Here is a 26684-nt window from a genome sequence, read left to right as displayed (position 1 = left end):
CCTTTTGCTTGTTTTGTTGTTGGTATGGGCGAACTAGAGAAAATCGGCGCCAGCCTCCGCGGCGAAGCGGCCCGGATCGCCCTCCCAGACGATCCTTGCATGCTCGAGCACATAGACGCGGTCGGCATGCGGAAGCGCGAAGGTCACGTTCTGCTCGCCGAGCAACACCGTGATCGATGTCGTCTGCCGCAGCCTGGTTAGGGCCTTGGACAGGAGTTCGAGGATGACGGGGGCGAGACCCAGCGTCGGTTCATCCAGGATCAGGATCTGCGGCTGCATCATCAGCGCGCGGCCGATCGCAAGCATCTGCTGCTCGCCGCCGGAGAGCGTTTGCGCCATCTGGCCCTGACGCTCTTTCAGGATCGGGAATAGCTCGAACAGCCAGGCGAGCTGTGCCGCGCGCTTGTCGTCGGCCAGATGTTGCCCGCCGAGATCGAGGTTTTCGCGCACGCTCATCTCGCCGAACAGCTCGCGCGATTCCGGGCACTGCACGAGGCCGCTGCGGGCGATCTTCGCCGGCGTCGTGCCGCGCAGCTTCTCGCCGTTGCGCACGATCTCGCCGCTATAAGGCAGGAAGCCCGAGATGGTGTTGAACAATGTGGTCTTGCCGGCGCCGTTGAGACCGACGATCGAGACGAACTCGCCCTCATGGACGTGGATCGAGACGTTCTCCAGCGCCTGCGCCTTGCCGTAGAACACGCTGACATTCTCGACCTGGAGCAGCGGCACCTTGTCCTTGAAGCTGGTCTCGGGCCGCGCATGGGTCTCGATGGCGCCGCCGAGATAGACCCGCCGCACCGTCTCGTTCTTCATGACGTCCTCGGCCTTGCCGGTGACGATCTCCTCGCCGAGATACATCGCGAGCACGCGGTCGACCAACGCCGCGACGCTCTTGACGTTGTGGTCGATCAGCATCACCGCGCGGCCCTCGTCGCGGAAACTGCGGATCAGGTCGGAAAACATTTCGACCTCGGCCCGCGTCAGCCCGGCAAAGGGCTCGTCCACCAGCACGACCTTGGGATCGCGCGCGATAGCCTTTGCCAGCTCGAGCCGGCGCAAGTCGGCGAAGGGCAGCGTTGGCGGGCGGCGGTTCATCACGTTGCCGAGCCCGACGCGATCGGCGATCCATTTGGCGCGCTCGAGCAGCGCCTTGTCCGGAAACAGCATGAACAGGCTGTCCGGCAGCAGCGCGACCATGATGTTCTCCAGCACAGTCTGCCGGTTCAGCGGTCGCGAATGCTGGAACACCATGCCAAAGCCCTTGCGCGCGATCTTGTGCGCCGGCAAGCCCGCGACGTTCTCGCCCTCGAATACGACTTCGCCTGATGTCGGGCGTTCGATGCCCATGACGCTCTTCATCGCGGTCGATTTGCCCGAGCCGTTCGGCCCGATCAGGCCAAAAATCTCGCCGCTATTGACCTCGAAGCCGAGGTTCTTCACCGCCGTCAGTCCGCCGAAGCGCTTGGTCAGGCCGCGGACTTCGAGCACGGCCCGGTTTGAAGATCGCATATCCATCACGAGCGCGCCTCACGCGAGAGGGCCGCTCCGAGAAAGCCGCCGGGGAAGAACAGCACGACGAGCAGCGCGACAGCTGAGACGATGAAGGTCGCGAGCTCGCCGGTGGGCCTGAGGAATTCGCCGGCGACGATCAGGAAGATCGCGCCGAGTGCCGCGCCAAGCACGGTGCGCCGGCCGCCGAGCACGGCTGAGACGATCACGTTGACGCCGACCGCGACGTCGACGACGGTGCCGACCGAGGCGGTGCCGAAGTAGAACACCAGCAGCGCGCCTGATAACCCCGAGAAGAACGCACTGACGATGAAGGCGGCGAGCTTGTGCTTGACGATGTTGAAGCCGAGCGCGCCGGCCTGGACCGGGTCCTGGCCGCTGGCTTGCAGCACCAGGCCAACAGGCGATTGCGACAGGCCATAGAGAATGGCCGCCGAGATCGTCATGAATCCGAGCGCGATCCAGTAATTGACGCCGGCGTTGATGGAGATGACGTCGGGAATGGTCAAGCCGATCTCGCCGCCGGTGAGGTCGGCAAACACCACGATGAAATTCTGCAGCATCAGCACCGCGACCAGCGTGGTCAGGCCGAAATACGGTCCGCGCACCCGAAGCGCCGGCAGCGCCAGCACGAGGCCGGCGATGACGGAGGCGAGCGCGCCGAGCACGATGCAGAGATAGACTGACCAGCCGAACTGGGCATTCAGGATGCCGGCGGTGTAGGCGCCGACGCCGATCAGGAAGGTCGGCCCGAAATTGACCTCGCCGGCGAAGCCGAACAGCAGGTCCCACGCCATTGCAAACACGCCGAAATAGAAGGCGACGGTGAGAAGCCCGAGCACGTAGCCGGAGACGTAGAGCGGCAGCGTCGCCGCGATGACGACGAGCGCGAATGAGATGAAGAACAGGCGTGTCGTAAAGAAGCTGGCCATCTCAGCGCCTCCCCAGAAGGCCCTGGGGCCGGATGTACATCACGAACACGAGCAGCAGCAGCGCCGGAATGGTGCGGTAGGCTGGCGAGACCAGATAGGCCGTGAGCGTTTCGAGATAGCCGACCACGAAGGCTGCGATCAGCGAGCCGGAGACGCTGCCGAGGCCGCCGAGCACGACGATCGAGAACGCGCTCGCGGTCAGCGGTCCGACGCTGTAGGAGCTGACGCCGAGAAACATTCCGAGCAGCACGCCGGCGATGCCGGCGAGGATGCCGTAGATCGCCCACACCACGACGTAGATGTTGGTGAGCTCGAGGCCGAGCAGGGTGACGCCGCGTGGGTTCATCGAGGCCGCCAGCACCGCCTTGCCGGTGCGGGTGCGGTTCACCAGGAGCCACAACAGAGCGATGACGAAGCAGCACACGATCGCGGTAAAGATCTCGTTCCTGGGCGTGCGGACGCCGAGAATCTCGACCACGCCCTCGACGATCGGCAGCACGGTCTTGGCGTTGTTGGTGAACAAATAAGCGATCACCTCCTGGATCATGATCCCCCATAGCAGCGTGCCGGTGAGGACGAAGATCTCCTTCTCTTCATTCGGGATGCGCCGGGAATCCTGGATCGGCTTCACCACCGCGAAATAGGTCGCAAAGGATGTAAGGAGGGCGACACCGACGCCGATCAGTGCGCCGGCATAGGTGCCGACATTCAGGATGCTGGCGGCAGCCCAGGCCGCCACCGCTGCCGCCACCATGATGGCCCCGTGGGAGAGGTTGAGGACGCCGGAGACGCCGAAGATCAGCGTGAAGCCGGTGGCACCGAGAGCATAGAGAGCGCTGATGGCAAAGCCATCGATCAGAATCTGGAAAGCACGCATCTAGGGTTGGCAATCCGATTTATGAGAGACGATGTTGCTGGAGCAACGTGCTGCGGGGGCCGCATGTGGAAGCTCCCGGGAGCTGGTCCCGGGAGCGTGTCCTGCTAGTTCGAGAGCTTGATGAAGCTCGGGAACTTGACGTCGACCTTGGCGACTTCCTTGGGCCAGACCGCGCTCTGCTTGCCGTCCTGCCATTGCAGCATCAGCCCGGTGATCAGGCCCTTGCCGTATTTGATCGAGTGCGTGAACGGATCGTCCTTGCCGTAGAACTGGACACGGCCGATCGTGCCTTCCCAGTCGGTCGTCTCCAGAGCGGCGACCAGCTTGTCGGCGTCGGTCGAGCCCGCGCGCTTCACCGCATCGGCGATGTAGTAGACCTCGTCATAGGCGGTGTAGCCGGCATAGGAGGGATAGTTGCCGAACTTCTTCTTGAAGGCTTCGGCGAACGGCACTGATTTCGGCGTCACCGCGACGCCTGGGCCGGAGACGCCCTGGTAGAGTACGCCCTCGGCCGCCTGATTGGTGTCCTTGCCGAAGGTCTCGTTGGTGGCCTGCGAGGAGATGCCGAACATCGGGATCGGCACCTGCTGGTTCTTCCACTGCACCGTCGGCTGCACGCCGACATGGGAGATCCCGGTGATGATCACGTCGGGCTTGGAGCCTTCGATCTTGTTGAAGATCGGCGTGAAGTCGGTGGTATCGGGCGAGAAGCGGATGTGGTCGAGCACCTTCAGCCCGATCTTGGGCAGGCATTCCTCGTAGGCGATGTCGAGCGGCTTGGTCCAGGCGGCGTCCTCGCTCATGATGACCGCGGTCTTCATGTGCATCTTGTCGACGAGCAGGTCCTTGGCGCCGTCGCAGACGGAAAGCGCCAGCGCGGCGGAGGTCAGATAGCCGTGGAAGGTGTACTTGTTCTTCTCGTAGTCGGCATGGACGCTCTTGCTGATCTCGTTGGAGGCGGCACCGGGCGTGACGAACGGCGTCTTCAGCCGCGAGGCCCAGGGCTCCAGTGCCAGCACGACTTCGCTGATGTAGCTGGCGATGACCGCATTGACCTTGTCCTCGTTCACCGCGCGCTGGAAGGCGCGCACTGAATCTGCCGAGGAGGAATGATTGTCGTAAGAGACGATCTCGATCTTGCGGCCGTCGACGCCGCCATTGGCGTTGATCTCGTCGGCGGCGAGCTGTGCCGCCTGGGGGATGGAGGCGCCGGCAATCGCCTGCGCTTCCGCGATCACGCCGATCCTGATCGGGTCGGCCGCAAGCGCCGCGCCTGAGCTCATCAACACAGCGGCCGCGGCGGTACCGAGTGCTATTCGCAACGCAACAGAGAGCGGTTTCTTCATCTTGTTCTCTCCCTTAACAGGCCTCTTATGAGCCATTATGCCGCGACTATACCGGCGGAGACATTCTCGGCAAGTGAAACCGCGTTCAGGATTGTGAGGCACGAACTAAAGTCTAGCGCTGGGCAATAGCGGGCAGGAAAGCTGTCGGACCCGTTTCACGCGCAGGCATGCAGATTTCGTCGGTAGGCATGCGCAGCTATCGCGGGCGCACAGCAACCGGAACGCTGAATTGCGATGCCGTCGCGTCGGCTCAGCGCGCTTGCAGCAGCGATGGATCGAGCGGCGCGAGCCGGGCCGGATCGAATGGCGAGATGTCGACGTTGCGCGTCGCACCCTCCGCGATCAGCTGCGCCATGACCTCGCCCGTGGCGGGCGCATTCAGGATGCCCCATACATTGTGCCCCGTCGCAACATACAGACCTTCACTTCGCGGCACCTTGCCGATCAGCGGCAGGCCGTCCTGTGTCACCGGCCGGAAGCAGGCTTGTTGCGCAATGATCCTCTCGGAGCGGAACAGCGGCGACAGCCGCTCGGACATGGTTTGCAGGCGCGCGATCGCGTCCTTGTCCGGCGTCACGGCCGCCGGATCGAGCGGAAGCGGCGCGATGTCGGAGAGAGCGGTGATATGCGTGCTGCCGTCGGCGCGAGGAAAGACCTCGATCGACACGGCACTGCCATTCTCTTCATACTCCAGGAACAGCGCATCGGCCGGCGCATCCGTGCCGGTGTCGTACACGATGCTCGGGCTGCGCTGGCCGTAGACGGCGGGCAGGCTCATCCATTGCGCCGCGAGCAGCGACCATGGTCCCATCGCGATCACGACGGCGTCCGCCTCGACGATGCCGCCGTCGACCTCGACGCCCGTCGCGGTGGTGCCGTTCGCATCGCGCATGATGCCGGTCACCTGGCCGGGACGAAACTCGGCGCCTTCCGCGAGCGCCGCGTTCATCACGGCTACGGTGAATTTTTTGGGGTGAACGATTGCGGCGGTCTCCATCGTGCCGATGCGCTGGGCGATGATGACGCCGTTGCTGAGCCAGCCGAGCGCGGACGGTGCATCCCGGCGCGGGTGGCCATCGGCGGCAACGAAGCCGCTATAAGCGGTCATCGGGCGATAGCCCCAATCGCCTGCGATCTGTTCCGGCAGCTGCGCATGGATCGCAAAGCTCCGTCGCGCCAGCGCATCGAGCGGCGAGCCCTCGCACCAGTCGCGCGCGAGGAAGCCGCCCGCCTTGCCTGATGCTGCGGCCGCGACGTCTGCGCGCTCCACGACGATGACGTCGATGCCGCGGCGGCGGAGAAACCAGGCGGTGCAGGCGCCGATGACGCCGCCGCCGCAGATCACAACGCGCACGAATGCTCTCTCATACAATGAAATCCTTTGCATGGAGATCCGCGGTATGGATCCCCTCCAGCGTAATCGTATCGGTCGCCGTCAGGTGGATCACCGCGCTTCCTGTGCTGTCATCGCTGATCAGGCTTTTCAGCGCCGCCCAGTCTGCGAAGCCGTAATCGTGCAAATTGATCAAATCATGCTCTCGCGCCGTGACAGCCTTGTTGCCCTGGTCGAAATCGTTGATAACGTCCAGGCCTGAACCTTTGTTGAAGACGAATCTGTCGTCGTTCGGTCCGCCCCAGAGCTGGTCATTTCCGCCACCGCCATTCAGCATGTCCTTGCCGCCCGTGATTGAGCCTGCCGTGAACGGAGCGTAGGTCTGTGCATCGCCATACAGCAAATCGTCGCGGCTGCTGCCGAGGAGGATATCATCTCCGCCATGCGCATTACCTAACATGTTCGAGGCGTCTCCGACGAGCACGATGGACGTGGAGTCCGGGTTGCCGTCGACGGCAGCGATCAGGATATCGTTGCCGCCGTGGGTATCGTCGCTCATGTAGCCGGCGTCTCCGACCAGAGACGCGGCGCCGGATTGGGCTCCGGCGCCGACGGTGTAGCTGAGGATGTCGTTGCCGCCGTGCGCATCTCCGCTCATGGAGACGAGGGCATCGCCTGATATCGAAGCGCCGCCGTAACTGCCGACCTGGGTCACGCTGAGAATATCATTGCCGCCACGCGCGTGATCGCTCATTGAACTGCCGGAGTCTCCGCTGAACGTGCCGGACGATCTGTTTCCCATCGATGCAATGACGACGTCATTGCCGCCGCTCGTGTCGGCCGACATCGCGCTTTCGGCATCGCCAAAAATGCCGAGAGACGCGTAGATCGATGTCGATGCATCGACATGAAGTACATCGTTGCCGCCATGGGCGTCGCCGGACATCGCCTGCGCATCGCCGTCCAGGAACACGTAGTCCCCGAAGCCTGTGACGGTCGCGGCGAGATGGTCGCCTCCGCCGTGAGAATGTCCTTGGAGGGTCTGGTCGTCGCCAACGAATATCAGGACCGCGTTGCCACCGTCGACGGTCGCGATCATCCTATCGCTGCCGCCGCGGCCTCCGTTCGGAAGGCCCGGGTCTCCGAACTCCGTCACGAATTGCTGGTTCCCCACGCTGACGATGATGGTGTCGTTCGGCATACGGCGCATCGCGCAACTCCCGGTTCAAGTCGGGCGCGAGAACGAAGAGCATCATGCCTTTGCACCGCGCTGCGGCCTTGCCGCGCGATTCAATCTTCGTTGGATTAATGGCGGAGATTTGCCCGCGGCGTAATTTGATTGCGATCAGGGAACCGCGGGCGCCGGCGATCCACGCCGACGCCCGTGCTTGCGATCTTGCGCGCGGGCTCAGCCCGGTCCGGCGCCTTGCGTGGCCGTGTACACCGCATAGAGCGATTGGCTCGCCGCCATGAACAGGCGATTGCGCTTGGGGCCGCCGAAGCAGACGTTGCCGCACACTTCGGGCAACCGGATGCGGCCGAGCAGCTTGCCCTCCGGCGACCACGTCGTCACGCCGCTGTAGCCGACGGCGCGGCCGGCATTGCTGGAGGCCCAGACATTGCCGTTGACGTCGCAGCGCACGCCGTCCGGTCCGCACTTCACACCGTCAATCACGCACTCGCTGAACCGCTTGTGGTTGGTGAGCTTGTTGTCGGCGCCGACGTCGAACACGAATATTTCGCCCTTGCCGCCGGGGCCGGTGTCGCCGGGTCCCTTGCCAGTCGAGACGACGTAGAGCTTCTTGAAGTCCGGCGAGAAGCACAGCCCGTTCGGATCGGGCACCTGCTCCTCGGTGACGACGAGATCGACACGGCCGCTAGGGTCGATGCGATAGCAATTGGTCGGAAGCTCGCGCTTGCCCGGTGCGAAGCCGGCCGGCTGTCCAATCCGAGGATTGAGCTTGCCGCCGGAATTGCTCGGACCGCCCGCGGCATCGGGCTCACCTTCGTAGAGCTGGCCGCCATAGGGCGGATCGGTGAACCAGTAGCTGCCGTCAGGATGCGCGACGACGTCGTTCGGCGAGTTCAGCTTCTTGCCGTTGTAATTGTCGCAAAGCACGGTCGCGGTGCCGTCATGTTCATAACGCGTCACCCGCCGGGTCAAATGTTCGCAGGAAAGTTGACGGCCCTGGAAATCGAACGAGTTGCCGTTGGAATTGTTGGACGGCGAGCGGAACACGCTGACGCGACCGTCGTCTTCGCTCCAGCGCATCTGCCTGTTGTTGGGAATGTCGCTCCAGAGCAGATAGCGGCCCTGTGCACTCCACGCCGGGCCTTCAGCCCACAACAAACCCGTATAGAGACGCTTGATCGCAGTGTTGGGCTGCGCGAGATCGTTGAAGGACGGATCGACTGTGACGACATCGGGGTCCCAGAAATAGGTGGTCGGCGCGCCGTTGGGACCGAAATCGCGTGGCGGGGTGGTAATCGTCGTCGGCGGCGCGGCTGGTCCGGTCTGGGCCAGCGCGGAGCCGGCGCCGGCAAAAGTGGCGGCGCCGAGCGCAAACCCCTGAACGAGCGTTCGTCGTGAAAGCGCAGCATCCTGGTCACGCTGCTTTTGGCGTGTCATCGCGTCCTCCCGGTCATGTTCGGCTAGCCGGTTGATCCGGCCGAGCAGGGCAAGGTTAGTCCGGTCCGATGACGGTTGCGAGGGGGAGGTAAGCATCCTCAGCGAGATCGGGGCGGCAAAGCGCTGCAACGTCGAACATGGAAACGACAAATTCATCCGGCGTGACGGGGGTTACCGGAACTGCGCTCGGGGCTTTGCCAAGCTGTGGAGCATGTCAAGCCTTGACCTCCTGCGCGATGCTGGCAGAACGTCATTCGGGGCGTAAGTCGGAGTTTACTGTGGTCGCTGTCGTCGTACTGGTTTTGCTGCTCGGGATTGCATTTGCGGCCGGCTATTTCTCGCGCGACTACGTCTCCCGAAAAAGACGAGCCGAGGCGCGGCGCTGGCGTGAGTACAGCGAGCCGGATTGGCTCAGTGCCAACGCACCAGCCAACACCAACGATATCGCGATCGCTGGCACGGCTACGCCGGTTGCCACCAGCGAGCTCGGTCAGATGCTGAACCGCTGGGAGAGCAGGGCTCGCGCTCGCCGCTCGGCATAGCTTGACCGCCTTGCCGGCGTTCGGTCGGCCAAACAATTGGCACCGTCACGCATCCGGCGCTGCGATCATGTCAGCCCTTCTGTCCATCTTTTGGCGTTGCGGTTGCTGCCATTTCTCGTCTAGAAACGACGCATCGAGCCTCCCGGCAACCAACCATCAACGGTTTTGACCGAGGATTTGAGGGCTCAAAGGGTCCGGTAATGCTGATTCGCGGCCAAATCGATGGGATTTCGGGGGAGGTGGCTCTTGCCGCCGCCGCGATCCCGGCCGCGCTGCTGCCCACCCTCCTGATTGGCGAGCTTCTTCTTACTTGCCCCTGAGGGCCGGCTGGGCGCCATGCGCCTGGGCGCTCAGGGGTTGGTCGAGATCACCGGACACCTCAAGCGCCCAGAAGACTGACGGCGCAAAAAGCTCAAAAGGAAATTCAAATGGCCCCCGTGAACAAGTCCGATAAGGACCGCGTCATCATTTTCGACACCACCCTGCGCGACGGCGAGCAGTGCCCCGGCGCCACCATGACCTTCGAGGAGAAGCTCGAGGTCGCCGAGATGCTGGACGATATGGGCGTCGACGTCATCGAGGCCGGCTTCCCCATCACCTCCGAAGGCGACTTCCAGGCGGTCAGCGAGATCGCCCGCCGCTCCAAGAACGCCGTCATCGCCGGTCTGTCGCGTGCCCATCCGGCCGACATCGACCGCTGCGCAGAAGCGGTGAAATTCGCCAAGCGTGGCCGCGTCCACACCGTGATCGCGACGTCGCCGCTGCATATGCGGGTGAAGCTGAACAAGACCCCGGAGCAGGTGCTCGAGACCTCGGTGGCCATGGTCGCGCGTGCCCGCAACCAGATCGACGACGTCGAATGGTCGGCCGAAGACGGCACTCGCAGCGAGATGGACTATCTGTGCCGCATCGTCGAAGCCGTCATCAAGGCCGGCGCCACCACGGTGAACATTCCTGATACCGTCGGTTACACCACGCCCGACGAATACACCCACTTCATGAAGACGCTGATCGAGCGCGTGCCGAACTCGGACAAGGCGGTGTTCTCCGTGCACTGCCATAACGACCTCGGCATGGCGGTGGCGAACTCGCTGGCAGGCGTCATTGGCGGCGCGCGCCAGGTCGAGTGCACCATCAACGGCATCGGCGAGCGTGCCGGCAACGCCGCGCTGGAAGAGATCGTGATGGCGATCAACGTGCGCAACGACAAATTCCCTTTCTGGAATAAGATCGACACGACGCAGCTGACCCGCGCCTCGAAGGTGGTGTCGGCGGCGACCTCGTTCCCGGTGCAGTACAACAAGGCCATCGTCGGCCGCAACGCGTTCGCGCATGAGAGCGGCATCCATCAGGATGGCGTGCTGAAGGACGCTTCCACTTACGAGATCATGCGGCCCGAGATGGTCGGCCTCAAGCAGTCCTCGCTGGTGCTGGGCAAGCATTCCGGCCGCCACGCCTTCGTGCACAAGCTGGAGGAGATGGGCTACAAGCTCGGTCCGAACCAGCTGGAAGATGCGTTCACGCGGATGAAGGCGCTGGCCGACCGCAAGAAGGACATCTACGACGAGGACATCGAGGCGCTGGTCGACGAGGAGATGGCGGCTTCGCACGACCGCATCAAGCTGACCTCGCTGACCGTGATCGCCGGTACCCATGGCCCGCAGCGCGCGACGATGAAGCTCGATGTCGACGGCCAGATCAAGATCGAGGAGGCCGAAGGCAACGGGCCGGTCGATGCCGTGTTCAACTGCATCAAGCGCCTGGTGCCGCACGAAGCCAAGCTCGAGCTGTACCAGGTCCACGCCGTGACCCAAGGCACCGACGCGCAGGCCGAAGTCTCGGTGCGGCTGTCGCACGAGGGACGCGCGATGACCGCGCGCGCGGCGGATCCGGATACGCTGGTGGCCTCAGCAAAGGCCTATCTCGGCGCGCTCAACAAGATCGTCATGAAACGCCAGCGCGACACCGTAACGACCGCGGCGGCGAGCTGAGGTTGCTACTACCGCCTCTTCCGGAAGCGGGAGAGGCGGTGCTTGCGGCGTTCACCATGAATGGCTGCCCTGCTAACGACCAATAGCAGCTGGTGATGTCGACCTGTATTGATGCTGACGGCATAGGCCACCCGCGCGCCCGGTGGCCCAAATAACAACAGGGAGAGATTATGCGCACCTTCGCGATCGCTGCGTCCATCGCGGTCCTGGCACTTGGCTTGACCGGGCCGGCATCGGCCCAGTCGCCCATCATCATCAAGTTCAGCCACGTGGTGGCCACCGACACGCCGAAGGGCAAGGCGTCGGAGAAATTCAAGGAGCTCGCCGAGAAGTACACCGGCGGCAAGGTCAAGGTCGAGATCTACCCGAACTCGACGCTTTACAAGGACAAGGAAGAACTCGAGGCGCTCCAGCTCGGCAGCGTGCAGATGCTGGCGCCGTCCAATTCCAAGTTCGGCCCGCTCGGCATCCGCGAGTTCGAGGTATTCGATCTCCCCTACATCCTGCCTGATCTGAAGACGCTGCGGAAGGTGACGGAAGGTCCGCTCGGTGCCAGGCTGCTCAAGCTGCTCGAACCGAAGGGCATCACCGGCCTCGCCTATTGGGACAACGGCTTCAAGCAGATGAGCGCCAACAAGAAGCTGGTGACGCCGGCCGACTATCAGGGCGTCAAGTTCCGCATCCAGTCCTCGCGCGTGCTCCAGGCCCAGTTCAAGGCGCTCGGCTCGCTGCCGCAGGTGATGGCGTTCGGCGAAGTCTACCAGGCGCTGCAGACCGGCGTCGTCGACGGGCAGGAGAACACCTGGTCGAACATCTATACCCAGAAGATGCACGAGGTGCAGAAGTACATCACCGAGAGCAACCACGGCTACATCGGCTACGTCGTGATCGTGAACAAGAAGTTCTGGGACGATTTGCCGGCCGACATCCGCGACCAGCTGACGAAGGCGATGAAGGAAGCGACCGACTTCAACAATACGCAGTCGCAGAAGGAGAACGAGGACGCGCTCGCCGAGATCAGGAAGAGCGGCAAGAGCGAGATCATCAAGCTCACGCCGGAGCAGGACGAGGCGATGCGCAAGGCCATGGAGCCGGTCTACAAGGACGCCGCAGGCCGCGTCGGCCAGCCGCTGATCGACGAATTCCAGAAGGAAGCGAAGAGCACGACGAACTGATTTGAACGGATGATGAATGGGGGCTTCCGTGCCGGGCGCGGAAGCCCCTTTTTGTTGCGAATGATTTCCGATTGCGACTGAACTAAAATTCAGGAGCGTTACATCTTGGAAAGGACGCGCTCCCTGTCCAAGTTGTAAGTTGCGCGCAAGCCGCGCTGCGCTCATCCTCACGACATCCTTCCAGAGGAGAGTTCGCATGAGGAAATTCACCATCGCCGCCATCGCCGTGCTCAGCATCGCCGGCTCGGGCGCGGTCTATGCCCAGTATCATCGCCCGTGGATGCACGAGCACATGCGCCACATCCGCATGAACCCGGAAGACCGCGCCGCCATGGCCGACGCGCGGATCGCTGCCGTCCATGCCGGGCTGAAGCTCAACGCCGACCAGGAAAAGCTGTGGCCGCCGGTCGAGGCCGCCGTGCGCGACTTCGCCAAGCTGCGCATCGACCGCGCCAATGCGCGGATGAATGCCGGCGCCGGCGATGCCGGCAAGGACGCTAACAAGGACGCCGTCAGGCCGGAGGATCCGGTCGCCCGCCTGCGTCAGCGCGCCGAGGACATGGGGGCAACGTCGGCGGCCCTGAAGAAGATCGCCGATGCCGCCGATCCGCTCTACAAGACCCTCGACGAGGGCCAGAAGCGGCGCCTCGCCGTGCTGACCCGCCACCGCGGCCCGTTCGGTGGCGGCGAAGACGGCCCGCGCCGCCACTTCATGGAACGTGGCATGGACCGCATGATGGAGCGCGGCATGGACCACTTCCACCGTGACCGTTTCGACCGCGACGATGGCCCGGACCGGGACCGCGAGGGCCGGCTCTGAGCCTGCAAGCGTTGCCCCGATCAACCCTGGCGAAGCCGCTGGAATCCAGCGGCTTTTCGCTTTTTTGGGGGATGTGGGCAAACCCTTGGCAAAGCCTTGGCATACCCTTGGAAAACTTACGAGCCATCGCTTGCCAGACCCGGATCGCTTTGCTAAACGACCGGCCTCGCAAGGCTTTAACCGCCTTTCGGGCGCATAGCTCAGTTGGTAGAGCAGCTGACTCTTAATCAGCGGGTCCCAGGTTCGAGCCCTGGTGCGCCCACCATATAATTCAAACACTTAGCGGGCTGAGCAAACGGCAAAACCAGCGCCGTTTACACCACCGTTTACAGTTTTGTTCTCGCTTCGAGCTTCACCACCGCAGCTTCAGCGAGCTGAATGTCGCGACCGAGGTAGTGCGCATCGAGAATGGCCTCGACGTCTTTCAACGAATGACCTGTGACGGCTGCGATCTGTGGCACGCTGGCGCCTGCGATTGCGAGGCGCACCACTGCCGTGCCGCGCAGGTCGTGAAAGGTCAGTTCACCGATACCGGCGCGCTCACATGCCCTTCCCCAGGACGTGCGAAAGCCGTCCGACGTCCATGGCCGACCGAGCGTGTTGGTCAGGATCAGGGGGCCTCGGCGCTCGGTGATATCGAGAAGGGTTCGCAAAGGCGCGCCGGCTGGCATCGCGACGCGCCGCCCGCCTTTAGACTGGCGCAGGCGAATGTAGGGGTTCTCGTAGGCGGACCAGGGCAGTCGCAGCAAGTCGCCTTGGCGCTGGCCACTCCACAACGCCAGGACTAAGGCGGGCTCGATCTCGCTAGAGGCGATCGCAAGAACCGCTGCGATGTCCTGCTCGGTCCAAATCTTGTCTCTGCGGTCTGCTACGTAGAGGCGGCCCCCGCGCTCGCATGGGTTGGTCGCGATGATGCCGCGGTCTTTTGCGAACGACATGATCCGCGCCAACGTGGTCCAGGCGTAGTCCGCCTTACGTGGTGTCTCGGCGAACAGGTCGCGCCAGGCCTTGAACTCACCACGCACTCGACGATCGGCCAGAGCTGCCACCGGCAGGTCGCCGAATTCATCTTCGATCAGCTTAATGTAGGCGAGGTACGCACGACGGGTCGATGCCGCTAGTCCGGTGAACTCTGGTGCGGCCTTGTACTGCGCAACGATCGTCATGAAGGTGCCGGCGCGGGGCTGCCGAAGGCTCGCATGCGCATCGTGATACTCTCGAACGAAGTCTGGCGCACCGGGCTGCGCATGGATGGCGGGGCCCCCACGCCATGCGTAGCAATCTACTTTCGTCTCGCCATTTGCGAGCCGTCTCTTGACCTTATGAATTCCTTTCAGAACGACGCGCACGGTTCATCCTCCATTCGTCCAAGGCCGCACCCTCTGTCTCGCAGTTTTTGGCGTCGCCTACGCCGCTCAGGGTCTGTCGCTCGGCACGGATATGCTGGGCCCATTTCCTCTGCGAGGAACTGGAGCCTTACTTTGGCTACGACAACACCACTAGGGCGACCGATAGGAAGGTTTTCTTCTTCTGAGCTGCTGCCGGTTTGATGGACACCGAGATTGGGTGTTTTATCGAGCCAGAGGTGGGTCATGCAGAGACGGAAGTTCAGTCGAGAGTTCAAGATCGAGGCGGTCAAGCTCGTCAGGGAGCGCGGGGTATCTGTGGCGCAAGCTGGCCGAGACCTGGGCGTTCATGAGAACGTGCTGCGCAAATGGGTGAAGGAGTTCGGCTTCGACGCTGCGCAGTCGTTCCCCGGCCACGGGCAACTGAAGCCTGAGCAATTGGAGATCGAGCGGCTGCGGCGCGAGGTCAACAAGCTGAAGGCGGAGCGGGATATCCTAAAAAAGGCCGCTGCCTACTTCGCGAAGGAAGCGACATGAAGTTCGGCTTCATCGCGAAGCACCGGGGCATCTGGCCGGTGGCATGGCTATGCGAAGCGATGGGCGTGTCGCGGTCGGGCTTTCATGCCTGGCTGAACCGATCGCCCAGCGCCAGATCCCGGAGCGACGAGACCGTAGGCCAGCAGGTCAAGGTCAGCTTCCTTGCCAGTGACCGGACTTACGGCGCGCGGCGCGTCTGGCGAGACCTTCTGGCGGACGGCGTCGAATGCGGCCTGCACCGGGTCGAACGGCTGATGCGCCTGCAGGCCCTGCGGGCGCGGCCACGACGCCGGCGTCTGCCGAAGGACGCAGGCCATCGCCAGATTGCGAACGTGGCGTCGAATCTTCTGGATCGGCAGTTCGAGGCCGAGCGCCCGAACCAGAAGTGGATCGCCGACTTCACCTACATCTGGACGGCTGAGGGCTGGCTCTATGTGTCGGCGGTGATCGACCTGTTCTCGCGCCGGGTGGTCGGCTGGTCGATGAACGCCAGCATGACCGCCCAGTTGGTTGCGGACGCCCTGTTGATGGCGGTCTGGCGGCGCGGCAAGCCGGATGCCCTGATGCATCATTCCGATCGCGGCAGCCAGTACGTCAGCGAGCAGTTCCAGCGCTTGATGGCTGATAGCGGCATCGTCTGCAGCATGAGTCGGTCCGGCAACGTCTGGGACAACGCGGCGATGGAGAGCTTCTTCTCGTCGCTGAAAACCGAACGCACCGAGCGCAAAACCTATCGCACCAGGAACGAGGCCAGAGCAGATGTGTTCGATTACATCGAGCGGTTCTACAACACGACCCGACGTCACTCGACGATCGGTTACCTCAGCCCTGTTGAGTTCGAGCGCAAGGTGGGATTAGCTTAACCCGGTGTCCATCAAACCGGCAGCAGCTCATTCGGAACAAATGCAACGCGACGTCCTACGTCAGGAGGACGTCGCGATGCAATTGTGCATCACAACCAGAGGGGAAGTTGCTATGAAGCGACGTTCATTGCTCTTGGCATTGTGTTCTTCCGCCTTCATCTCTGCACCGGCACTGGCCGATGAGGTCAAGCAGGAGGCCGAAAAATTAGCCGTCGCCTACACCGACTGCGTCGCCAAGAAAGACGCGGCCTGTGTCGCTGCGCTCTATACAAAGGACGGGGTCCAGATCAACCCGGGCGGTGTGTTTTCCGATCTCAAGACCGTATACGAAAACAACTTCAAGAACGGCACCGATCATATAGAGATCAGAGTCGGCAACATGTCGTCATCAACAACGATCTGGTCGTTGCCAACGGCGAGACCGACATCTTCGGTAAGGACCCTAAGAGCGGCGACGCCACCAAGGTTACAGTGTTCTGGGGCGCCATCGACATACGTGAAGGCGGCGCTTTAAAAATCCGCCAGTTGACCGTCGGCATGAAGCCGCCTCCAGCTAAGGAAGCCAGCGCCGAGAAGAAGTAGGACGTCATCATGTCGTAAGTCACCACGCGCCCATCCTCTTTGAGGGTGGGTGTTTGATCTTGCTGCACGCGTCCGAAAGCGAAATACGGTTGCCTCGAAATGCACACCGCTCGCGCGATGTCTGCAAGTGGCCCATCCACGTCTCATTGAGGTCCGTTCCATGGGGCTTAGCGGACTGAATATGCTCGCGTTGAGGTTTTCGCTTTTGAACCCGCACCGCACATCGCGCGGCTGGCAGGCGTACTCGAGATTCTGTGGCAGAAGTCATGGCCGGCCAGTCCCAATGTGTTAGTTTGGGGCGAGTGATAGGTTGTCTCTACCTTTGCCGAGGCATCAGACATGAAGCGGCGCGAGTTCATAACGGCACTCGGCGGCGCTGCGGTGTGGCCGCTGGCGGCTCAAGCGCGCAATCTAAAAAGATTTACCGCATTGGATATCTGACGGCTAATTTGAGCAGCTATCCTTGGGTAAACGGCTTCGTTCGCGAATTAAGTGATCGCGGCTATTCGGAGGGCAACAATCTCACCATCGAATGGCGGGAGGCAAAAGGACATTCGGAACTTCTGCCTGGGATGGCTGCCGATCTGGTCCGGCAGAATGTCGACGTGATCGTGGAACGTTTGAAGTTCGTTCACCGCCGGAATTTGAGGTCGCGTTTGCTTCAATCCTGCGCAAAAGGCAGGATCCGATGATTGATGCGATGACTACCGTCACCGATCCGATGTTCGTCTTTGATCGGAAGAGGATTGTCGACTTCGGAATAGAAAACAAAATTCCGAACGCCCATGAATATCGAGAATGGGTGCAGAGCGGCGGACTGCTTGCCTTTGGTCCTACAATTGATGGAATATGGCGTCGGGGCGCATATTTCGTCGAGAAGATCCTCAACGGGGCAAAGCCAAGTGATTTGCCCGTCGAAGGGCCGAGCGAATTCCATCTTGCGATCAACCTCAAAGCTGCCAAAGATATGGGCCTATCTGTTCCTCAGCATTTGGTCGCGAGGGCTGACGAGTTGATTGTCCGCTAATGACCACCGATTGCAGACCTCCGGGTTGAGGACCGGGAGCATTCCGATGTTCTCGAAGGTCAAGGCGCTCGGCATCGATCTCCCTGCGACGCTGCTCGGCCGAGGTGATTGAATAACGATCTTCTGCGCTGCACGAGTCTGCTGTTGGGCCCATCTCGGACATTCTGACCGGCGCTGATGATGGTCCCCGGAGCTCAAGCGGAAGTAAGCAGCCTGGGACACCAAAGGCCGCTCGTGACCCACTCTAGACGTCATATGCTTCAGGACCGCCTTGCCGTTGAGAGCGTAGCAGCGTCGCGGCGCATAGCGGGGCAGGTGGTCGCCTGCGCTCAGCAGCCCGCGAGATCAAAATGCGAGGGGTACGCGGATATGTCAGTTGGCCGAGGTTTGCATCCAGCCTAGGCCAATGCTACGGGTTTACCAGCGTCCCCTCGTCGGAAACGCGCCACGCTGCCAAGCCGAAACATAGCGTTAGCATCAAGTTGGCCAGCAAGAGCAGGACCGAGGCAAAGTGGCTCACACGCGCCTCGGGAACAGAACGTCCCTCCAGTCCGGAGACAGGTGGATGATTCGAAAAATGCAGCTGTGCTGACCTGGTTGTAGTTTGTAAAAATGCTGGATCAACAGCTTCGAACGGGGAGCGCAGCCATCGAGCGGTTCGTGGGGAGCCGGGGACTTCGCGCCGCGCTGATCGTAGCTAAGAGGCACGGCAGGAGTTATGATCTGTTCCTTCTCGCTCGGGTCATTCGCTTCGAAGGAGTCTGGCGTGATAAAAATCTTACAAGGAATGCTCCTCGCGACCACGGTTCTGGCTGCTGCTAGTGGGGCGCACGCAGCGGGTGGCTGTGGCGAGGGCTGTCATAGGACAACCGGTGGCGCATGTGTCGTCGACGGCTGGGGCACGGGAGCCAAGGTTCGGAACGAATGCCCGGCGACCGCTCGCCCCCGTCCACCCTGCGGCGGCGGGGATTTCATCTGGGACCGCACCAAACAGGCATGCTTCCAAAATAACCGCACCTGGTTCTGATCTCGCGCCCCATTCAGGCGCGCTCTACACAGCGCAATCTGATCTCAGTGCGATGGCCTCAGAGCGGGTGACAACGAGTTCAGACGGGAACAGCTTGGCCCTTATCTCGGCCAGTGCGTTGCTTCATGGCCCGCTGTCGGCGCCGGCGCTGACGGGCTCGGTTCACGTGCTTCGGATCAGGTGCGGACCTCCAGGCACGGGAGCCGGATAGGGCTGGACTGCTATGATGGTTGTGCGGCCCTGCCGCTGGCTTACAGCTCAACTGCGGACTAGCCGTCTTGGCAGGGAATACCGAAGTTGTCACAAGCGAGAGCGAATGACTCTTTTGCTTTTGTATCCTCGAAGCAAAAGCGAGTGCCGACCTCTGCCTGATCGATCCACCAATCGACGTTACTGCCTTTTGCGATGCGGGAGGCTTCGCCGCGTAACAGGTCCAGTTGTCTTCCCGCAGCACGAACAATCAGGCAATTTTTCTCTTTGGGCATAATACCTTCTCCAATGGCACAGGACGCGAAGTCATTGGTACTAAGAGCCGTGATCACGAAGGCCGCAGCAGGGGGACTGCTGCTGCGGCCCGCGCGGTCAAAAATTCCGGGTCAAAAACGACTAGGTGAAATATGCAGCCAGCCCCGGTGCGATGATCGTACCGCAGCATCTCTGGCTCGCAATATGATCAGTTTCACAATCGGCAGAAGGCTTAACGTGCATCAGTGCCCCGGCTCTCAGGTCCATGGGGATCGGGAACATTCGGCAATCTGGGTGCGTTCGCCTCCAGCTCCGGGCGATGTCTCGGAGCGGACGCGTAGAACTTCCGGCCTCAGGAATCATCTGCCTGGGGCCGGCTTTTTCCAGGACCGTCTTGGCGCCCAGTTTGATTTAGCGGTCGCCTATGTCAATTTGGCAGATGAAAGGGTGGCGGTCGGAAGCTATCCGGGATATGTTGGCAGCGGAAGCTGGCGCACTGAGAGACGACCCCGGCTTGGGGGCTTGAGGGTTGATGCCGGGGCCGCTCCGCCAGCTCGAAGAAGAGAGCTAACAAAACCTGCAATTTTTCCTCTGCGCGTTCGTTCCTCCAACGAGCGCTCGATCTCGCAAACTGCGGCGGCTTGCCGGTGCTAAAATCCGGTCTGACCTGAGCCGCTCGGTTGCCGCATCCGGCGCATACACAACGCGCCTCGATATCAGACAGGCGAACATCGTCCGACCAGCGAGCGGCGCTGAGTGCAACGTTGTGGCCGGAGTGGCAGCAGACCAGGACACCGCGTAGGCCCATCTCGCGCATCTCGCCGAAGGTGATCTTGAGCCGCTCGGCCGTCGGCGTGCGTTGGCGTGTGGCGTCTAGCAGGAGGGGACATGCCACCATCAAAGCGGAAGTACCTCGCAACCTATTGAATGCTCCGACGTAGCCGCCCTAACCGGGCCGCTTTTTCGTTGTGTCGGCTCGGTTTGACCCGACGGGGGGCACTTCCCCATCTAGCCATTCCTGCTCCTCGGCTAAAGCTCGCCACGCCTCTTCCATGCGCCGGTACCGCTTGTAAGCCGGACTATTCTTAGATGGTTCCCCTTCAGCGAGCGTTGCGCAGTTGTCTGCGTTCTCTTTGTAAATCTCTGATGGCTTCATCATCGGCCTCCTGCGTAATGCTTAGGAGAGGAGTCTGAAAGAAATGTGGTTTCGCCCGTCCCAGTTCGAGACGTGAAAGTAACCGGCTAGAAAGCTTCAGCCGTTGTGAAGGCATCGCATTGGGGGATCACAAGGTTCTACCCCGACTGTCAGGACGGCCGGGCTGTGAAGGACGAACACGGGGAGGAAGACCCGAGCGCCGCAGAAGTAAAGCATGAGTCGTTTCTGGTGGTCGCAACGAACTGCTCCGCGAAGGAGCGCTAGCGCTTCGATTTACTCTTGCTCTTCTTCGCGGTCTTCTTAGACGCAGAATTCTTGGTCGCCTTCTGTGGTGCGGCTTTCTTTGCAGCCTCCTTGGGTGGCGTTTTAGCCGGCTTCTTGGCAGACTTCTTCGCCGCGGATACTGTCTTCTTTGTACGAGCAGCTGCGACCCGTCTGTTAGCTCTCATAGGGGCAGGAACGCGCTTCTTCTTCCGAGTGATGATCGGCGGCGGAACAGCGGCAGCATCGGTCGCTTCAGGAATGTAGACTTGCTCGTTGGTCACTCCGGCAACCGCTTCTGGATCGGGCTTCATAGCATCCGCGGCTGCAGTCGAGGCGGTGTCCACGATCTCTTTTACAGTGTCTGAAATTCGTTCGACTATTGATTTTTTAGCCATGGGAGGCTCCCTGAGTCGGGGCAGGATATCTCATTTTTGCGTCGGGAGGGATTGGTGCCGTTCTGGCATCTCCGAGGATTCATTCGAAAGAGGGAAGCGGGATTTAGCGCCCGTTCTATCAAATGATACACCAGCTAGTTATTGCCGGAAGCAAGATGGCAACGGCGCGCTGCTTCGGTGGCACGTCGGGCGGCCCCGGCGCGTCCGGCGCCAGCCCCGGGACGACCGGGGTCGTTCCCCGTGCGCAGCGCGGACCAAAAATTGTGGCTGGTCGACGATCGAATGCCGGATGCGCGGCAAATTCGTACGGCCATCACCTCAGCGGCATCTCCGCTTCGCACGGCCGAAACTAGGCTCAAGGCCGCAACGAAGACGGACCCGGCATAGATAAAGAGGCAGATCAAGAACGCCGCCACAATGCTCACGAGCCATCTTATGGACCGGCAAATCAGGGTGGAAAGGGCATTGTTCCAAGATGCGATCGGCAAGGACCTTTGACGCCTCTTGCGCGGCTGTCATCATGGATCGATCTGTTCGTCAAGGTCGCGCTTGGAGCGGCTCAGGGGGAAGCCCATCATCCATCGGGGAATGGCTCAAGCAAGGTCCGATCGATTTGGTTGTTGTCAGGAGGGCTGAGAGCTCCTGCGTTCCAGCTTGGTGGCGTGAGGCGGCGGAATGGGACAGAGAGGGCGCTCGGTTTGCGACTTCGAAGGCGGCGCGAAGTAGGGCGTGTGAAGCGAAATGGGGGCACACCGCGGGCGTGACGCTCTGCTTCGTCGACCAGACCTCGAAGATCTTCCAATTCTGAGAGCTGAGAAGTGAGTTCGCTAAGTTGTTCGACGTAAAGGATTGCGCGAGAGCCTCGCATAAGTGTCCTCCCCAGCACAAAAAAGGCACTATCAGGACGGCGTCAGAGCAAAAGATCGCGAGTAGTAAAAGTAAAAGACTACCACAGGTAAAATAGCTGACTGATACGTCAGGCTCACTGCGTCAGGGTGTCGCGCTTGAGCCGCGGTCCGGTCGTTGGGCCGTCCGCCGGCCGGCACGAGCTGCTCGGTCCGAACGACCGGGATTTCGTTGCCCGTCGTCGTACTGATCGCTTGCGATCTGCTCGATGGTCTACCGATGCCTTTTGACCGTGCCGGCAATATCATTCGGATCGGCGCGGTCGGCGGCGGCACGTTCGCGCAAGGCTGTCCATTCGACCCTGCAACCAATACGGTCCTCGGCGTGCGCCTTGTCCTCGCAGTGGGGCTTAGACTGATCCCGGATACGCAATCAGCGGGCCCGTACTCGCCGAACAGGCCGAAAGGCTTGCCACGGAAGCCTCCGCAGGATCATATTCGAAGTTCTCCTGAGTTAGCCAGCGCGTCGAATCCCTTCAGCTAAATTCTCTGCACGGCTCCTGCGTCTCGAACCCGATGCCGCGCTCCATTCCCGCCTGTCCGGGTTGCAAGAAGCCGAAAGTTGCAATTGCAACGCGCCCTCGACGTGGCGCTGCTTCAAATGCGAATCCGCCGGCTGATTCCGCTCTGTGCCTCCGGCATCGCACCCTCTCCCCCGGCGTTCCTGGAGAGTGCTGCTTTCAGCATATTCTCAATTCTCATTTTCGATTTCTTCGAGGGGCACTGCTGGCACTCTTGATTCCCGGCCGAGTTCGTGAGCGGGTGAGAGTGATCTCATCACAAACGGCCTTTGAGGTGGCTGCTGGCGCCGGTGCCTCAGGCCTCGCCCGGTCCGGAGAAGATCGATGGCGGTGGCGTTGTGCGCGGCCCCGGGAGCGGCCGCTCGCTTGCTCCGGACCGGGACGCCGGCTTGCCCTTCGCATCGTATCGCTTGGCGAGATCCAGCAACCGACGGCGGGTGAACGGATCGGCCTTCGGGGCGATGGCGCGGACCCGCTGCGCGAGACCCTGGTAGAATTCCTGCTCCATGACGCACCTCGCAACATCACTGCTCTCAGTTGAGTAGGCTATGGTTGCGAAGTCAAGAAGAGCCGACGCACCCCGCGCAACTTTCTGCGACCGACTTGAGATCGCAGTGGCGAAGGACGTTGATGGGCAGCGCGGGGAATCAGATGGCAGTGTCCTATCCATTCCGGAAGGCTTGCCCGGCCGGCCGATAACGGCTGCTTCCGATGAAACCGTGAAGGGGAGGCTGCGGTTCAGCGGATTAGACTCGCACTGAAAATGCAAGCGCCATTTCAGAACTGGCCTGGCTTCAAACAGATACGTCTCGCGTAAGTCGTTGCGCATGCAACCCCGAAATTATTGGACGAATGATGGCGAATATTTATGTCTCGCGATTCCGCAGAGGATTTGAGCATTCCGGCATCTGGAAAACGATCAACTTCGGGAGGAGAAGGACGGCACCCATCCGAAGGCGGGCAAATGAATAGCCTCGATCCGATTTCAGTCATGTTTGTTCGTCAAGAATTCTTCGTACTTTCTCCGCCAGACCGCGAAAGGTAAATGGCTTGCTCAACAAGTTGACCCCCGCATCAAGTCGACCGTTGTGGACTATCGCATTCCGTGTGTAGCCCGTCGTGAACAGCACCTTGATCATTGGATGCAACCTTCTAGCCCGATCTGCGATGTTACGTCCGTGAAGGCCATCCGGGAGCACGACGTCGGTGAAGAGAAGATCGATGGTGCGAGATGATTCAAGGAAAGCAATCGCTGATGCCGCGTCGGCTGCTTCGAAAACTTGATATCCGAGATCGCGGAGCACACCGGATGAATACGCGCGCAAATCGTCATGATCTTCCACAACGAGGATGGCCTCATTCCCCCGTAACATTGTTGCTGTCGGAATACTGCGATCTTCCTGCTTGTCGGGTTCAGTCTTGGACCGAGGAAGATAGAGTTTGACCGTCGTGCCATGCCCCGGTTCGCTATAAATCCTAATGTGGCCACCCGTCTGTCGCACGAACCCGTAAACTTGACTTAGCCCCAGCCCAGTTCCTTTGCCGACCTCCTTAGTCGTGAAGAACGGCTCGAACACGCGATCCAGGGTTGCCTTATCCATTCCGGTTCCAGTGTCGGTGACAGCAACCAAAACGTATTGGCCGGGAGGCACGGGTTCTGGGAGTGCGGCAACATACTCATCATCCAGCCAGGTGTTGCCGGTCTCGATTGTAAGTCGTCCGCCGCCGGGCATTGCATCCCGCGCGTTAACCGCCAGATTGAGGATGCCATGTTCTAGTTCCGATGCGTCAGCAAAGGCGCTCCACAAACCGGCATTGCCAACTATCTCGATCCTGATTTGCTCTCCTAAAGTGCTCTTGAGCAGTTCGCTCATTCCCCCGAGCAAGCGATCTACATCAATGGACTTTGGATCCAGCGGTTGGCGACGTGAAAAAGCTAGCAAGCGGGCGGTGAGTGTGGCCGCGCGCTGGGATGCATGATGCGCCATCGCCTGCGCTCGCATGATGCGCCCAAACTGTGGCGCATCGGACATGCTTGCGATCTGCCGTCCGATCGTATCAAGACCACCCATGATTACCGTAAGCAGGTTGTTAAAGTCGTGTGCAACACCGCCGGTAAGCTGACCGATGGCCTCAAGCTTTTGAGCTTGGCGCAGCGCTGCTTCGGCCTCCGTTCGACGCGCGATTTCTTCCGCTACACGCTGTTCCAGCGTCGCATTGAGTTGCTGTAGCTTTAAGGACGTAGCGGACACATCTTTACGCGCACCATCGAGTGCTCTCGCAAGATGCGTTGCGTGAGTAGCCGCCTCCGTGGCAGAACTTGCGCGCGCTAGGGCCATATGAACCCGCGCTTCAGTCTTTAGTAGTTCAATTAAAAGCGGAACTCTCGATTCGATATCATTCCAAGGGATAGACAAGTTCCTGCCGACAAATACCAGGATTGCCGCAGGGGTCGAACGAGCGACCGCGGGAACGAGCGTGTTAGCGTCGGGAAATGCTACCTCTCCGAAGAACTCACAGCAGCTTGATGCTTGCTTCAAAAACGCTCGCCAAGACGGGCCGCCAGGCAGGCGCTGGTCAAATCCCTGAGCTGGCGTAAAACTCCCCGTTTCTTCATCCTTCAAGAAAATGAGGAAAGCATCGCCTCCCATAAACTTGGCTAATCGCGCGGCAGCTTCTCGCCTCCCGTTGGCGTTGGCAAAACCACTTAAAAGATGAGCCCCGTCATCCTTCAAGTGACCTACTCGGGAAATACGCAAACGACTGCAGTGCAGTTGTGAAAGCCACTGAACTGCCCCTCCGCTCGGGCGATTTGACCGTGGGTGTTACACCCCGTCAACGGCACTTCCGAAAATCGTTCTTGCAGGCTTGAGAGTTCCAACCCGAACTCGTCTCCCATACGGAGGCGAGTAGCGACGCAATCAAAGAAAAGGGCCGCCGCTGGGGGGCCGCCTAATGCATCCAAAGCAGCATTTGCAGCCTGCTTCGCGGCAGAAACTGCGGATGCCGTGCTAGTCTTCATAATTCTTACAACTGAACCAACGGGGACCTCAGCGGCGCACACAACTGCGCCTTCCTCATCCACAGCCAGAGGAACACGCAAGCGATGTTCAGCTCCGCTATCAACCCCAATAATATTGTGCAGGAAGAATGGTAACGGTTCTTTCCGATCCAAGTTCTGATGAGTCTCTTCCGCGTGTTCTACGAACGCTTCGATCGCTGGAAACCCATCAAGGCTTATCACTTTCATGCCGTCGCTCGCCGTGACGCGATAGGCTCGGGACGCAGGTTTCCAGCCGTGACTAACACCCACGCCGATCGGCTTCGAGGAGAGAATCTCCAATGCCACCGCGGCGTCGGACAAAACTTCTTCTCCACAAAATACAGTGGTCTTTTGAAATTGAGCGTTGTCCCCCGCTCCTCCACCAAAAAACTGATACTGACCGGCTGTAGCTAACGTCAACTGATCTACTAAAATATCAGCATGCCCAGCTAGAGCATCAGCTAGAACGAGAGCAGCCCGAAACGGAAATCGTCCGGGCGGTGTTGGTGTAAACCTCGAAACTATCTCCTGGGCTGCCGCAGTGGCATCCATCGCGAGGTTACGTCCAACACTATATGAGAAGACCACATCGTCGCCCACCAACCCCAGTGCACACGCCAAGCCTTGACCACTGCTCACATTCGTAAACTCGCCGGCAGATGAAGCTCCAACAACGATGGTATCGGGCAGCTCCTTTTTTATGGCAGAAAGTATCGCTCCGTGGTCATGCTGAGGAGCTGCAAATAACACCAAGGCAGCAGGCGGTGTGCTTAGGGATCTTCGTATTTCGGTGGCCAGAAATTCGCCTGCAGTCGAGCTATCGCTCGAATCCGTCGAGACTACCGACGCTTTCATTGTTTCCCCCACTTAGACAAGAGCAGTAAACAACCTCCGAAAGGATAAGTTCCAAGTAGCTCGAAAATATCAAGGGGCCTCGAGGCGGCAAAGTGACGTAAACCTTTTGGGGCTTTTACTCTGCAATCTGCCAATTCTCACCGTCGGTAATCAAAGGTTTAAAGCCGAAGTTGGTTCGGGGTGTCGTAACGCTTTAGTCGGGACGCTTTCCTTCTGGCGACCCAAAGCGGACAGCTATCCGCGATCGAGCCGTGGTCGGCTGGACCTTTTTTCGGAGCGGCGGCCTGATGCGAATGTCTGCTGTCGGGCCGACGAGAAGTGGTCAACCGAACGGCCGACCGACGCGATTGACCCGAAGCGGACATCGCGAATCCTGCAAGTGCTGCTCCTGTCGCCTTTCCGAGTATGATCTTGGAGGTTACAATGACTCATTATTATCGTGCCTCGGAGCGGAAATGAAGTAGCGCCCCTTCATGGCTCTTGATGGCCGTGCAGCTTCTTGATGGCCGTGCAGCTGATGGCGGTGCGGGTCCATGAATGTGAT

General features: G+C 60.8%; 22 protein-coding genes and 1 tRNA gene. 10 read left to right on the top strand and 13 right to left on the bottom strand.

Going from position 1 to position 26684, the window contains the following annotated elements:
• Positions 1–33 precede the first annotated feature (33 nt).
• The 7 genes from IVB19_RS28280 to IVB19_RS28250 all read right to left on the bottom strand — a co-directional run bounded on the left by IVB19_RS28280 (position 34) and on the right by IVB19_RS28250 (position 8626).
• The gene (locus tag IVB19_RS28280) at positions 34–1515 is read right to left on the bottom strand and encodes an ATP-binding cassette domain-containing protein (RefSeq protein ID WP_247820376.1); all 1482 of its coding nucleotides are present in this window, start codon (positions 1513–1515) and stop codon (positions 34–36) included.
• A complete protein-coding gene (locus tag IVB19_RS28275) occupies positions 1515–2441 on the bottom strand; it encodes a branched-chain amino acid ABC transporter permease (protein ID WP_085350215.1) in 927 nt (308 codons plus the stop codon). The genes IVB19_RS28280 and IVB19_RS28275 overlap by 1 nt, the downstream gene beginning before the upstream one ends.
• A gap of 1 nt (position 2442) precedes the next feature.
• Positions 2443–3318 carry a branched-chain amino acid ABC transporter permease gene (locus IVB19_RS28270; RefSeq protein WP_018457493.1) on the bottom strand — a complete coding sequence of 292 codons (876 nt, stop codon included), beginning with the start codon at positions 3316–3318 and terminating at the stop codon, positions 2443–2445.
• Between the two features lie 104 nt (positions 3319–3422).
• Positions 3423–4664: an ABC transporter substrate-binding protein gene (locus IVB19_RS28265; protein ID WP_247820375.1), complete on the bottom strand. Its 1242-nt coding sequence runs from the start codon at positions 4662–4664 to the stop codon at positions 3423–3425.
• Between the two features lie 250 nt (positions 4665–4914).
• On the bottom strand, positions 4915–6018 hold the full coding sequence (locus IVB19_RS28260; RefSeq protein ID WP_247820374.1) for an NAD(P)/FAD-dependent oxidoreductase: 1104 nt from the start codon (positions 6016–6018) through the stop codon (positions 4915–4917).
• Positions 6019–6028: 10 nt separating this feature from the next.
• Positions 6029–7207, bottom strand: coding sequence for a calcium-binding protein (locus IVB19_RS28255; RefSeq protein ID WP_204512007.1), 1179 nt, complete (start codon positions 7205–7207; stop codon positions 6029–6031).
• Between the two features lie 198 nt (positions 7208–7405).
• The gene (locus IVB19_RS28250; protein ID WP_085350211.1) at positions 7406–8626 is read right to left on the bottom strand and encodes an SMP-30/gluconolactonase/LRE family protein; all 1221 of its coding nucleotides are present in this window, start codon (positions 8624–8626) and stop codon (positions 7406–7408) included.
• 278 nt (positions 8627–8904) lie between these two features.
• On the opposite strand from IVB19_RS28250, the gene IVB19_RS28245 reads away from it, so the two are divergent.
• The 5 genes from IVB19_RS28245 (at position 8905) to IVB19_RS28225 (ending at position 13419) form a co-directional block, all read left to right on the top strand.
• On the top strand, positions 8905–9168 hold the full coding sequence (locus tag IVB19_RS28245; protein WP_247820373.1) for a hypothetical protein: 264 nt from the start codon (positions 8905–8907) through the stop codon (positions 9166–9168).
• A gap of 428 nt (positions 9169–9596) precedes the next feature.
• Complete coding sequence (locus IVB19_RS28240) at positions 9597–11159, top strand: 2-isopropylmalate synthase (RefSeq protein WP_018457500.1); 1563 nt, start codon at positions 9597–9599, stop codon at positions 11157–11159.
• 170 nt (positions 11160–11329) lie between these two features.
• Positions 11330–12334: a TRAP transporter substrate-binding protein gene (locus IVB19_RS28235; RefSeq protein ID WP_085350209.1), complete on the top strand. Its 1005-nt coding sequence runs from the start codon at positions 11330–11332 to the stop codon at positions 12332–12334.
• A gap of 196 nt (positions 12335–12530) precedes the next feature.
• Positions 12531–13154, top strand: coding sequence for a Spy/CpxP family protein refolding chaperone (locus IVB19_RS28230; protein WP_085350207.1), 624 nt, complete (start codon positions 12531–12533; stop codon positions 13152–13154).
• A gap of 189 nt (positions 13155–13343) precedes the next feature.
• Positions 13344–13419, top strand: a tRNA-Lys gene (locus IVB19_RS28225).
• A 61-nt stretch (positions 13420–13480) separates the two neighbouring features.
• On the opposite strand, the gene IVB19_RS28220 is transcribed toward IVB19_RS28225, so the two are convergent.
• Positions 13481–14503 (bottom strand): tyrosine-type recombinase/integrase, encoded by a 1023-nt coding sequence (locus IVB19_RS28220; protein ID WP_247820372.1) that lies wholly within the window; start codon positions 14501–14503, stop codon positions 13481–13483.
• 243 nt (positions 14504–14746) lie between these two features.
• Between IVB19_RS28220 and IVB19_RS28215 the strand changes: the two genes are divergently transcribed.
• From IVB19_RS28215 to IVB19_RS40785, 5 genes are all read left to right on the top strand, one after another.
• Positions 14747–15900, top strand: a protein-coding gene (locus tag IVB19_RS28215) for an IS3 family transposase (RefSeq protein WP_088930867.1) whose coding sequence is annotated in 2 segments (ribosomal slippage) — positions 14747–14996 and positions 14996–15900 — 1155 coding nt in all. Because the reading frame shifts where the segments join, the coding sequence is not laid out codon by codon here.
• Positions 15901–15904: 4 nt separating this feature from the next.
• Positions 15905–16414, top strand: coding sequence for a Cif family virulence factor (locus IVB19_RS28210; RefSeq protein ID WP_247820370.1), 510 nt, complete (start codon positions 15905–15907; stop codon positions 16412–16414).
• Between the two features lie 451 nt (positions 16415–16865).
• Positions 16866–17174 carry a type 1 periplasmic-binding domain-containing protein gene (locus tag IVB19_RS28205; protein ID WP_157643160.1) on the top strand — a complete coding sequence of 103 codons (309 nt, stop codon included), beginning with the start codon at positions 16866–16868 and terminating at the stop codon, positions 17172–17174.
• Positions 17171–17509 carry an ABC transporter substrate binding protein gene (locus tag IVB19_RS28200; RefSeq protein ID WP_018460464.1) on the top strand — a complete coding sequence of 113 codons (339 nt, stop codon included), beginning with the start codon at positions 17171–17173 and terminating at the stop codon, positions 17507–17509. The genes IVB19_RS28205 and IVB19_RS28200 overlap by 4 nt, the downstream gene beginning before the upstream one ends.
• Before the next feature lie 787 nt (positions 17510–18296).
• A complete protein-coding gene (locus IVB19_RS40785; protein WP_083926619.1) occupies positions 18297–18536 on the top strand; it encodes a hypothetical protein in 240 nt (79 codons plus the stop codon).
• A gap of 269 nt (positions 18537–18805) precedes the next feature.
• Here IVB19_RS40785 and IVB19_RS28195 read toward each other — a convergent pair whose 3' ends face one another.
• The 5 genes from IVB19_RS28195 to IVB19_RS28170 form a co-directional block, all read right to left on the bottom strand.
• Positions 18806–19021: a hypothetical protein gene (locus IVB19_RS28195; RefSeq protein WP_083926613.1), complete on the bottom strand. Its 216-nt coding sequence runs from the start codon at positions 19019–19021 to the stop codon at positions 18806–18808.
• Positions 19022–20417: 1396 nt separating this feature from the next.
• Positions 20418–20816 (bottom strand): hypothetical protein, encoded by a 399-nt coding sequence (locus IVB19_RS28185; RefSeq protein ID WP_094183477.1) that lies wholly within the window; start codon positions 20814–20816, stop codon positions 20418–20420.
• Between the two features lie 1721 nt (positions 20817–22537).
• A complete protein-coding gene (locus IVB19_RS28180; RefSeq protein WP_204512002.1) occupies positions 22538–22750 on the bottom strand; it encodes a hypothetical protein in 213 nt (70 codons plus the stop codon).
• 481 nt (positions 22751–23231) lie between these two features.
• Entirely contained in the window at positions 23232–24977 is a 1746-nt protein-coding gene (locus IVB19_RS28175) for an ATP-binding protein (RefSeq protein WP_245288581.1), read from the bottom strand.
• A gap of 5 nt (positions 24978–24982) precedes the next feature.
• Positions 24983–26140: an FIST signal transduction protein gene (locus IVB19_RS28170; protein WP_026234039.1), complete on the bottom strand. Its 1158-nt coding sequence runs from the start codon at positions 26138–26140 to the stop codon at positions 24983–24985.
• Positions 26141–26684: the final 544 nt, after the last annotated feature.

It is taken from the genome of Bradyrhizobium sp. 187 (genome assembly GCF_023101005.1).
In the GTDB taxonomy this organism is placed as follows: Bacteria; Pseudomonadota; Alphaproteobacteria; order Rhizobiales; family Xanthobacteraceae; genus Bradyrhizobium; species Bradyrhizobium canariense_D.
Note: the sequence above shows the minus strand (reverse complement) of the source record. Positions and strands in the feature narration are given on the sequence as shown.